Source organism: Marinilabilia sp. (assembly GCF_016278715.1).
Lineage (GTDB): Bacteria > Bacteroidota > Bacteroidia > Bacteroidales > Marinilabiliaceae > Marinilabilia.
The window spans coordinates 1-10,897 of sequence record NZ_JADQBH010000156.1; the positions used below are offsets into that span (position 1 = coordinate 1).

6 protein-coding genes are annotated in these 10,897 nt (G+C 42.1%); 3 read left to right on the forward strand and 3 right to left on the reverse strand.

Annotated elements, in window-relative coordinates; genetic code table 11:
* Positions 1 to 515: 515 nt before the first annotated feature.
* A complete protein-coding gene (locus QZZ43_RS09995; RefSeq protein WP_291858498.1) occupies positions 516 to 1,070 on the reverse strand; it encodes a sugar O-acetyltransferase in 555 nt (184 codons plus the stop codon).
* A 337-nt stretch (positions 1,071 to 1,407) separates the two neighbouring features.
* Positions 1,408 to 2,847 carry a Na+/H+ antiporter NhaC gene (gene nhaC, locus QZZ43_RS10000; RefSeq protein WP_291858501.1) on the reverse strand — a complete coding sequence of 480 codons (1,440 nt, stop codon included), beginning with the start codon at positions 2,845 to 2,847 and terminating at the stop codon, positions 1,408 to 1,410.
* Positions 2,848 to 3,454: 607 nt separating this feature from the next.
* Here nhaC and QZZ43_RS10005 point away from each other — a divergent pair.
* Positions 3,455 to 3,928, forward strand: a complete 474-nt coding sequence (locus QZZ43_RS10005; protein ID WP_291858504.1) for a TlpA disulfide reductase family protein — start codon at positions 3,455 to 3,457, stop codon at positions 3,926 to 3,928.
* 2 nt (positions 3,929 to 3,930) lie between these two features.
* Positions 3,931 to 4,527 carry a thioredoxin family protein gene (locus QZZ43_RS10010; RefSeq protein WP_291858507.1) on the forward strand — a complete coding sequence of 199 codons (597 nt, stop codon included), beginning with the start codon at positions 3,931 to 3,933 and terminating at the stop codon, positions 4,525 to 4,527.
* Positions 4,528 to 4,637: 110 nt separating this feature from the next.
* Here the strand turns inward: QZZ43_RS10010 and QZZ43_RS10015 are convergent, their stop codons facing one another.
* Positions 4,638 to 6,107 (reverse strand): arabinan endo-1,5-alpha-L-arabinosidase, encoded by a 1,470-nt coding sequence (locus tag QZZ43_RS10015; protein WP_291858510.1) that lies wholly within the window; start codon positions 6,105 to 6,107, stop codon positions 4,638 to 4,640.
* A 193-nt stretch (positions 6,108 to 6,300) separates the two neighbouring features.
* Here QZZ43_RS10015 and QZZ43_RS10020 point away from each other — a divergent pair, with 193 nt between their 5' ends.
* Positions 6,301 to 10,602, forward strand: coding sequence for a two-component regulator propeller domain-containing protein (locus QZZ43_RS10020; RefSeq protein WP_291858513.1), 4,302 nt, complete (start codon positions 6,301 to 6,303; stop codon positions 10,600 to 10,602).
* The last annotated feature ends 295 nt before the right edge of the window (positions 10,603 to 10,897 follow it).

Genomic DNA, 10,897 nt, shown 5'->3' on the forward strand with positions numbered 1-10,897 from the left:
ACATTTCGAGATAGAACCGGATAACTATTAGTGATTTTTTTTTTTTTTTTGAATTGCATAGATATGCATAAGTCTATCCTGGACAAGCCAGAACAAAGCAAGTAGGATAGTTGGAAAAGTTGACCATTATAAATGATTAATTGCCAGGTAATTATTTTTTTGTCCACGAAATGCACGAATTCTTGCAAGCAAAGCGGCAGAGCCGAGCGACAGAATTTTTTAAACGGTGTAGCCGTTTAAAGTCGCACATTGTGCGACTCAAATTCGTGTAATTGACAACATTACAATCGTCTTTTGAGGTGTTATCGAACTCCTTGCAGTCGTTTCGAATAATTCGTGGACCCAAAACCATAAATGGTGCAGCCTTTCATAATAATCCCTTAGAAAATATTTTGCCAAAAAAAACACGAATATAAGGGGTAAGGCCTTAAGAACTATATGGGTGAGTGCTCTGGGGGTGTTAAAAATTAATGAGGGTTTCACGCTAAGTGAAGCCCTCAATTTTTTTGCAGGCTTTACTGGTTCAGCTTTCTGATAACCCGAGCGGGATTGCCCACAGCGAGTGAGTCGGCTGGAATGTCTTTGGTAACGACGGCACCGGCACCGATAACAGAACGGTCGCCTATGGTTACACCGGGACAAATGGTTGCATGTCCGCCGATCCAGCATTCCTCGCCAATGGTTACCGGCCGGCAATCTTCCCACTTTCTACGGTCTTCAATATTGACCGGATGCCTGGCAGTATAAATGTGCACCCCTGGAGCAATTAGTGTTTTTCTGCCTATGGTTACTTTGGCTCCATCCAGAATAACTGCCCCAAAATTGATAAATACACCTTCGCCTGCATAAATATTTTCTCCGTAGTCGCAATAAAACGGCGGTTCCAAATGGATTTCTTTGGCCGAGTTGGGACACAATTCATTTATCGTATCCTTAAAGTTGTCGGTATAATATTCTGTGACGTTCAGTTTGTGGAGAATCCGTTTTACTCGTGTACGTATGGCAATCATCTCTTTGCAATGGGCATCGTAAGGCTCACCTGCCAGCATTTTTTCTTTTTCCGATTTCATATATTTTTCTTTCAGTGTTTTTAGTTCCGTGTTGAGGTGTAAAGCTTTAAATGCATTTCTCCCCACGCCCTGTGCTCCAGGCTGTTAAGCTTTTTGGTTTTTGGCTCTAGTTTAAAATAACGTTTATTTCATTTGAGATTGATTAAGGCAAAGCCCTCGCAAAGACAGAACCTGCCAACCTTTTCTATAAAAAAGTGAAAGAGCGTCATTGCGATCCCGATGAGGCACGAGATCGGGAGAAGCAATCTCTAAAAATGTATACGCGACAATAAACTTAAGCCAAGTTTTTTTTATCTCTTGGTTACCAGTCCCCTAATCCCCTAGTCTCCTAATCCCCTTATCCCTTGTTTCCTGTTCGTCTGATTTTTATCTTCAGAAAAGCGAACAGAATACTCATGAGCGGACTGATAAGATTAAAAAATGCGTAGGGCAGATAGTCAAACGTGGCCACCCCGAGAATCCTGGATTGGGTGGCTCCACAGGTATTCCAGGGTATCAGAACTGAGGTCATGGTGCCGGAATCTTCCAGGGTGCGGCTAAGGACTTCGGGTTTCAGACCTTTGTCTTCGTAAGCTTTTTTGAACATGCGCCCCGGCACCACAATGGAGATGTATTGGTCGGATGCTGTGATATTGAAGAAAATGCAGGTACCTACCGTTGAGGTCACCAAAGCTCCGGTCGATTTGGCCATCTTCATGATGGGGCGGGTAATCCGGGTAAGCAACCCGCCGGCTTCCATAACACCACCAAATACCATAGCCGATAAAATCAACCAGATGGTATCCAGCATTCCACGCATTCCAGAGGTGCTAAGTAGTTTGTTGACTGTGGGATTGGTGGTGGAGAGTTGGACGTCACCAAACATGGCTTGCATAACTGTTATATAGGAAGCTTTTGCGTAACTAATACCACTCCCTGCCACTTCCTGAATAGTTTGGGGCTGAAAAATAATGGCAAATAACCCGCCCAGGAGTGTTCCAACCATAAGGGCAGGCAGGGGAGGCATTTTTAAAATAATGATGGTCAGCAGTATCGCAGGCACCAAGAACAACAAGGGCGTTATGTTGAAAGATTGCTCAATGCTGGCTTTTACTGTTTCTGCACTCGAAACAGTGGTTTCAAAATCGTAGTTCACACCCATAATAGCGAAAACAATCAGGGTGATGGTCATACTGGGAACTGTGGTGTAAAACATGTACCTGATATGGGTGAACAAGTCGGTTCCGGCCATTGCCGGCGCCAGATTGGTGGTATCGCTGAGAGGGGAGATTTTATCGCCAAAATAGGCGCCTGAAATGATGGCTCCGGACGTGATGGCATCACTTACGCCAATGGCTTTGCCAATTCCCAACAGTGCAATGCCGATGGTCGCAATGGTGGACCAGGAACTGCCTGTGGCAACGGATACGATAGCACAAACAATAACGGCAGTAATCAGGAATACATGTGGATTGATGAGGTCCATTCCATAATAAATCATTGCCGGTACCACACCACTTATCATCCAGGTTCCTGCCAGAGAGCCTATCAGCAATAAAATGAGCATCGAGGGCATGGCCGAACCAATTGTTTTGACAATGTGGTCTTTGGTGTTTGCCCAGCTGAGGCCGTTTTTGGAAACAATAATTGCACCCACTGATGCTGCAAGAAGTAATGCTATCTGATTGGCTCCTCCTAGCGTGTTTTCAAAGAGGAAGACATTGGAAGTGAGCAGGGTAATCAGCAATATGATGGGTATTACAGCTTCAAAGAGCGAGGTGTTCTTTGTCGGAGTCATGTGTCATTTTATTTAATTTTCCATTCAATTAATCGTTTGTTGGTTTTTGCAGCACCTTGAAAATGAATTGTTTAAATTTGATGCTTTGTTGTGCAATAAGGTAGGCAGTTCATGCTACCATACTCCGTTAAACTTTCGTAAGTGCCTGATGAAAAATGATTTTAAAAGAGAATTGATGATTACCAATCTTTGATAATAAAATCTTTGCTTCATCGTGTCTGCTTTTAGGTCTTTTTTATTAACCTATTGTTTTATACAGTTTAACCTGCATTATTGACTTCGTCGAATTGATAATTCATGAAATAAAGCGTGTTAACAACACAAGAAATCACCTTGAAATGATTTCTTGTGTTAGTGATTTGGCTAAACCACAATCTTGTTACTAAGCCACTAAATGCTTATGTGCCTCAAAATCTTTTTTGTTATCTTGTGTGGTTTAAATACTTAAAACTTTAATCAATCCAGAAATTAACAATCAGTTTTTGAGAAATAGTGCTTAAAAATAACAATTTCAATTTGGGTAATGATGATATTGAGAAATAAATGAGGTAATAATAATTCAGGTCATTATTTGAACCTGTTCCTTGCAATGTTTGTTTCAATGATCATGAAAAACCTGATAATCTTTTTTCTCGTATTTGTTCCATTGGTTGTGTCTTCCAATGCACAGGAAGTTTCGGAAGTGAATTTCGAAGAATTGTCTCCCTGGCTCAATAAAACCAACGATACTACTTATGTGGTGAACTTCTGGGCTACCTGGTGTAAACCCTGTGTTGAGGAAATGCCTCATTTCATGGAGGTGGCATCGGCGATGAAAGACGAAAAGGTAAAGTTTCTTTTTGTGAGTCTTGATTTTCCCACTCAAAAAGAAAGTCGTTTGTTGCCATTCATTGAAAAACATGAAATCAGAGAACAAGTTATATTATTGAACGATCCCAACAGCAATGAATGGATAAATAAGGTGGATGCCGGCTGGTCGGGGGCCATCCCTGCAACCCTGATTTACAAAGACAACAGCAGGAGCTTTCATGAAAGCTCCCTTTCAAAAGAAGAGTTGATAACCATTATTAAATCGATATAGTCATGAAGAAGTTGATGATTTTTGCAGTATTAGCCGTTTTTTCGGCTTCAATTTCTGGTCAGGGATATGTTCCGGGGGATGAGGCGCGTGATTTCAGACTGAAAAATGTGGACGAGAGTTTGGTTTCACTGGCTGATTTTCCTGATGCCAAAGGGTTTATTGTTATTTTCACCACCAACCATTGTCCGTATGCTGTGGCTTATGAAGACAGAATTATTGAGATGGATAAGGAATTCAAGAGTCAGGGATATCCCGTTATTGCTATTAATCCCAACGATCCAGAAACTTATCCTGCCGATTCATTTGAGAATATGAAAGTCAGGGCCCAAAAGAAAGGGTTTACTTTCCCTTACCTGTTTGATGAGACACAGGAAATAGCCAAATCTTATGGTGCCAAACGAACACCTCATGTTTACCTGGTGGCTAAAGAATCCGAAAAGTTGGTCGTGAAATACATGGGTGCTATTGACGATAATTATCAGGATGCCTCAGAAGTAAAGGAGAAATATGTTGCCAATGCTATTGCCAGTCTTGAAGCGGGAAAACAGGTAGCTCCAAAGGAAACTAAAGCCATCGGGTGTAGCATCAAATGGAAGTAAAAAGAATATAGCTTTTTTCGCCAAAAAATGAGCAAGGGACTTTCCGAATTGTCAGAAAGTCCCTTGTCTGGCTATGAAAAAAAGATTAATGTGATTTATAATGATTCGGATTATTCAACTTTCTTGCCCCAAACAGTGGTGCCATTGTCCATTATCCCGGAGAAAAGAATAGTTTCTTTTTCATTTTCCCAGTCCCAGCCATAAAAAACAGCGCATTCGGAGTTGTTGATTCTCATGATGTCACCATCAATATTCCAATGATCGAATTTTCCATTGTTAATTATTCCATCATCCGTGAGCTCCATTCTTTTAGAGACATTAAAAGCACTTTTGTCGTAAGTCCACCCTCCCGGAGGAATTTGTCCCTGCCAGAGGTCCGTTTGATCCGCCAGGTCTTTCAGATGTATGATTTCCCAGGTTCCCGGAATGTCTTCAGGTTGGATACTCTTCTTTTCTATACCTGCAAACCGTTCAGGAGAAACCACCGGCCATCCCGATGACAACCATTTCATTTCACGCACATGCATTTGCATCATAAGATTGTCCGGGGCCAGGCGTCCCTGGTGAAGCATGAAGAATTTTCCATCGTCCTGGAGCACGCTACAATGTCCATTGCCCGACCATCCCGGATGATTTTCAAACATATAGGAGTGTGTCAGCATGGGGAGATTGTTGGTTGATTCGGCCATGTTGTTGCCAAAATAATCGAAAAATGGCCCCTCGGGAGTATCTGCACGTCCAACCCGCACATTGTAGAAAGTGAAAAGCGGGTCGTAGGAGACAAATAAATAGTACTTGTTAAATTCAGGATTGAAAACAATTTCGGGCGCTTCAATGACGCGGGTTTCTTTGTTTGCCCTGGTAGCTACCAGTTTTCCCTGGTCGCCGGGCGTTTTTGCAAAACCGGTTTCCTCATCCAGTTCGATCACGTGTAAGCCACCGAAATAGGAGCCGTAATGCATCCAGACTTTGCCTGTCTTTTTATCCTTTATGACCGATGCGTCAATGGCGTTCATCACACTTAACGTGTCAGTTTTTACCACTACCCCTTTGTCGGTAAATGGTCCCTCGGGCGTTTGAGCTTCTGCCAGTCCGATGAAGGACGCCTGCGAGCCAAAACTGGATACAGAGTAGTAAATTCTGTAGGTGTCATTGTGTTTGTAGATGAAAGGTGCCCACATATTGTCAGCCCCTTTGTTTCCCGTATTTGCATGAACATGGTTAACTGCGGGTTGGGGGATGGAATCCAATGCCCAACCAACAAACTCCCAGTTGACAAGGTCTTTGGACCTTCGAATGGGAATGTTTCCCATTTTCTCTCCGGTGTCGTTGAATTTGACTCCTTGTTTTATATAGTAAGCATCGGTGGAATAGACGTAATAAAAGCTATCCGTTTTAATGATGGATGGATCGTGAACATTTGCCGTTCCCCACTGGTCTTTAAAAGAAAGAGGGGTAATCTCTGAATAATCATCCTCGTAGGGGTTGCTGTTAAGTGAAGAAGATTGGTCTGCACAGCCTGTTGTCAGAATCAGCACAGCTGACAATACGGAAAAGTGCATTTTAAAAAAGTTCATCATTAGAATATGATTAAATTACCGTTAAAAAAACTGATGGAATAAACCATACCTCAAATGTATCTACATTGCGGAAAAACAGAGAGGATGGAGGTGGATTAGAAGCGGATTATTGAATAAAAGTGTATCAGTCAACGGTAATTTCTTGCGGTTTCTGTTAATTTTATCCCGAGGATAAAACAAAAAAAACTATCGAATGGTATTGCTGAAGAAAATAGGGACATTGGTTTTTTTTCTGATAGGTTTTCCTTTTCTCTTTTTGGTGAAGGGGGAGTTTAGCTATCATATACAATATCTTACCATTGATCAGGGCTTGCCGCAGAATACCGTGAATGATATTCTCAGGGATCAGGACGGGTTTATGTGGTTTGCTACCGGAAACGGACTCAGCCGTTACGATGGATATGACTTTTCAAATTTCTGGAAGCCCGATTTGCCGTCTAATCTGGTCAATGCGCCTACTCAAAGTCACGCCAATTATATTTGGATTGGTACATCTCAGGGGTTGGCCCGATATAACCAGAATACAGAAGAATTTGAAGAGTTTTTGTTGTCTGATGCATTGGATGGCTCGTTTAATATTGTTGCACTTTACACAGATAGTGATGATCGCATTTGGGTCGGGACTTATGAGCAGGGATTGTTCTTAATTACTCACGAAGAGGATGACTTTGCTGTAGCCCATTTCGATACAACGAATAGTTTGCTTCCGGGCAACCATGTAGCTTCCTTTCTTCAAATGGAAGACGGTCGCATTTTAATCGGAACCAATCATGGCATTGCTGTTTCGGACCATGAACGTTCCGGTATTCACTTGTTTTCTCAGCCCGGGCTCAACAATGCCCTGATTCTGTCTATTTTTGAGAGTAGGGAAGGAGACTTATGGATTGGCACGATTAACGGACTGTGGGTTTATAATCCGGTGACCGGAAGGGATGAGTGGTTTTTCCATGACCCGCTGGAGTCTTCCTCCCTTAGCCATAACAGAGTTAACTCCATTATTCAGGACTTCAGAGGAAATATTTATATCGGCTCGCTGGGGGGGGTTGATGTTTATAAAGTAAATAGTAATTCTTTTGAGTCTTTTCCTTTTAATACCATTGATGAGTTTTCTCTCAATAGCATTTTTATTAATGCTGTGGATATAGATAAGGAGGGAAACGTCTGGGTTGGGACTGAAAAAGGGGGTGTCAACCATTTTAATCTTTATCAGAAACCCTTTAATTATATTATTCACGAGCCCAATAATCCCAACAGTTTGTCCAATAATACCATTAATTCCATTTATGGAGAAGATGAAATTTTATGGATTGGGACTGCAGGTGGGGGATTGAATCGTTACAATCGACGAAATGGACAATTCAGACGTTTTCGTCATGAGCCTGGTAATCCCTTTTCTATACCATCCGATTATGTTACGGCGATAACAAAAACTGCCGGAGAAACGCTTTGGGTTGGTACATGGGGAAGTGGACTGGCGAAAATGATGCCGGACGGAACATTTCGCACAATGATTCCGCCGGTGTCCAATCGGGAAACTAATTTTCAAAATGCCTTTATTTCTTCACTACTCTATGATGCAAGAGGGTATCTTTTTGTGGGTACCGAAGGAGGTATTGCCATTTTAGACCTTGATACAGAGACTTTTGTTGATATTAATCAGAACAATAATGCTCTGGTACACATTAGCGAAATTGGCTGTTTGATGAAAGACAGTAAGAATTACCTGTGGATAGGAACCCGGACGGGCTTGTTCAGGTTGCCGGTTCAGGAGCTGGATCTTCCGTACAATGCAGTTTGTCCGTCCAGTCAGCTTCAGGTTTTTAGAAGTGATAGTTCCAACGGTTTGCCAGGAAATTATATAACTTCATTGGGCGAAGATATGGATGGAAATATCTGGATTGGAACCTACGGAGATGGATTGGTTGAAGCACGGCTTGATTCAGTTGGCGAATACAGTTTTCAGAAATATAATAAAACAGATGGTTTAAGTAACAATGTTATTTATGCCATTCAGGAAGATGTAGCGGGTTTTATTTGGGTGAGCACCGATTACGGACTGTCCAGAATAAACAGCGAAACCGGGCAGATTGACAACTTTTTTGCCGATGATGGTCTGTTGAGTGACCAGTTTTATTGGTCTGCTTCGTTTAAATCAGAGAGTGGGGAATTATTTTTTGGAAGTATAAACGGGGTTAATCACTTTTTTCCGTCCAGTTTCCCTATGTATCCCCACGAGCCCGAGGTTACCATCTCTTCTTTAAAGGTGTTTAATTCGGAAATTGAAGTGGGAGACAAAAGATATGGTAAAGTTGTGCTCGGCAAACCGGTTCAGGATGTTAAGGAGATTTCCCTCTCTTACAAGGACAATGTTTTTTCGCTGGAGTTTACTGCGCTGGATTACTTTCTGACCCGCAAAATAAAATATGCCTACCAATTGGAGGGTGTTGACCGTGACTGGGTGGAGGTAGCTTCCAGTCAACGCTCTGCCTCTTATACCAATCTCAAAGGTGGCACTTATCTGTTTAAGGTAAAGGCAAGTAACAGCGACGGCCGGTGGAGTGACGAGGTAACTACAATTCTCATTACTATCAGACCTCCTTTCTGGCAAACAACCTGGTTTTTGGTGTTGCTTATTCTGGCTCTGATTGCAGGCACTTTTTTATATATTAAGCATCACACCAGACGACTGCTTCTGGAAAAAGAAAAGCTGGAACGAACCGTTCTTGAACGAACAGAGCGTATTGCCGAGCAAAATGATAAGATGCGGCAGCAGGCTGAAGAATTGCGGGAAACAAATACCGATCTGAAACGAAAAAGCGGAGAGGTGGAAGGACAGAAACTGGAGCTTGAGGAGAAAAACAAAGAAATTATGCTTCAGCGGGACAAACTGCTTCAACTGAATGAGGAGATTGAAAGCATCAATCAGAGTCGTCTGCGCTTTTTCACCAATATTTCTCATGAATTCAGAACTCCACTGACATTGATTATTTCGCCGGTGGAACGTTTGCTAAAAGAAATGCACCTGCCTGGCGTTGCCCACGAACTTCTGACTTCGGTGCAACGAAATGCACGTAGGTTGAATCTGTTGATAGACCAGTTGCTGATGTTCAGGAAGATTGAGACAGGTAACCTTTCGGTGAGAATAACCAATAGTGACCTCCCCTCATTTATTTCGGAGGTTTTTCATGCGTATGATATTCTGGCAAAACAAAAGAATATTATCTATATAAAAAATGTTAACCTCGAAAACCGGCCATACTGGTTTGATGATGAGAAACTGGAGAATATTCTGTATAATCTTTTGTCGAACGCCTTTAAATATACTCCTGAAGGCGGAGAGATAACTTTGACGGTTACGGAACAACATCCCGAACATCAAAAGCCTTCTCTTTCTATTGAAGTCACCGATACCGGTATTGGCATAAAAGAGGAGCAAATGGAGAAGATTTTTAAGCGGTTCTATCGTACTGCCGGAGATACTTACACTAAAGGAACCGGAATTGGATTGGCTCTGACTAAAGAGCTGGTGGATGCCATGAATGGTTCCATTGTTGTTAGTCGGAACGCCAATCAGGGCAGTCGGTTTATTGTGACTCTGCCCTATCGGCAGGAGGATTTTTCCGGAGCTGAGGTGAATGAATTGCCTACCTATGATTCTTCGGAGATAACCAATAAGGTTCAGGTGGTTTTAGATAATATTCAGGAGGAGGAGGTTTTTTTAGCTGCCAACTCTGTAGAATCATCTGACGAAGCCACTGTCTTGATTGTGGAAGACAACAAAGAACTGGCACTTTTTATAGCCAACTCATTGAGTGGCCAGTATCATGTTCAGGTTGCTGAAAACGGTAAGGTGGGCTATGAAATTGCCCGGAAAAATCCGCCCGAACTGATTATATCGGATGTGATGATGCCCGAAATGGATGGTATTGAAATGTGTCGCCAGATAAAGAATAATCTTTATACCAGCCATGTGCCGGTGATAATGCTTTCGGCCAAGGCCTTGATGGAAGACCAGTTACAAGGGTTGCAGTTTGGTGCTGATGATTACATCTCCAAGCCTTTTAATCTGGATATTCTGAAAGCCAAAGTACACAATGCCATTGAAACCAGACGCAAGATTCGCAGCTTGTTCACCTCTCAGTCCGAAATACCGGAGGTGAGTACCAAAAGCGAATCGCTGGATGATAAATTCCTGGCAAAAGCTTACGATGTTTTGGAAAAATCATACAGTAATCCCGATTTTAGTGTGGAAATGTTTTCCGATAGTATGTTTGTTAGTCGTTCGCTGCTTTACAAAAAATTGAAAGCACTGGTGGATTTATCTCCTAATGATTTTATTACTATTTATCGGCTGAAAAAGGCCCGCCCATTGATTCTTTCCAAAGAGATGACCGTGAGCGAGGTGGCCTACAGTGTTGGTTTTAATGACCCTAAGTATTTTAGCCGGGTGTTTAAAAAGTTCTTTAAAAAGACTCCCAGTGAATATCTCGAATAAGAGCTGTTGTTTTATGAAAGCAAACCAGGTGTAAGGCAGGCAGATGTGGCGGTCTCCAAACCTCCACTTTTTTGGCGCAGAGTGATTTTGTTTTGGACATACTCAAACAACTAATTAGTACTAATTCTGTCCTAAAAGATTATTTTGAACGTATGAACTGGCTAGAAGGGGGCTGACCTTGGCAGGTGAGCCTAAAAACAAGGTTGTTTTATCGTAAAATCGTCTTTGTTTGAATCTCGTGCGCGCAGCAAGCGAGATGAGTTTTGACGATTACGATAAAAGAACCGTAGTTTTT

Bases quoted from the DNA above. Each gene is read 5' to 3' on its own strand.
- QZZ43_RS09995 (WP_291858498.1), bottom strand. From the start codon at position 1,070: ATGAAATCGGAAAAAGAAAAAATGCTGGCAGGTGAGCCTTACGATGCC.
- nhaC (WP_291858501.1), bottom strand. From the start codon at position 2,847: ATGACTCCGACAAAGAACACCTCGCTCTTTGAAGCTGTAATACCCATC.
- QZZ43_RS10005 (WP_291858504.1), top strand. From the start codon at position 3,455: ATGAAAAACCTGATAATCTTTTTTCTCGTATTTGTTCCATTGGTTGTG.
- QZZ43_RS10010 (WP_291858507.1), top strand. From the start codon at position 3,931: ATGAAGAAGTTGATGATTTTTGCAGTATTAGCCGTTTTTTCGGCTTCA.
- QZZ43_RS10015 (WP_291858510.1), bottom strand. From the start codon at position 6,107: ATGATGAACTTTTTTAAAATGCACTTTTCCGTATTGTCAGCTGTGCTG.
- QZZ43_RS10020 (WP_291858513.1), top strand. From the start codon at position 6,301: ATGGTATTGCTGAAGAAAATAGGGACATTGGTTTTTTTTCTGATAGGT.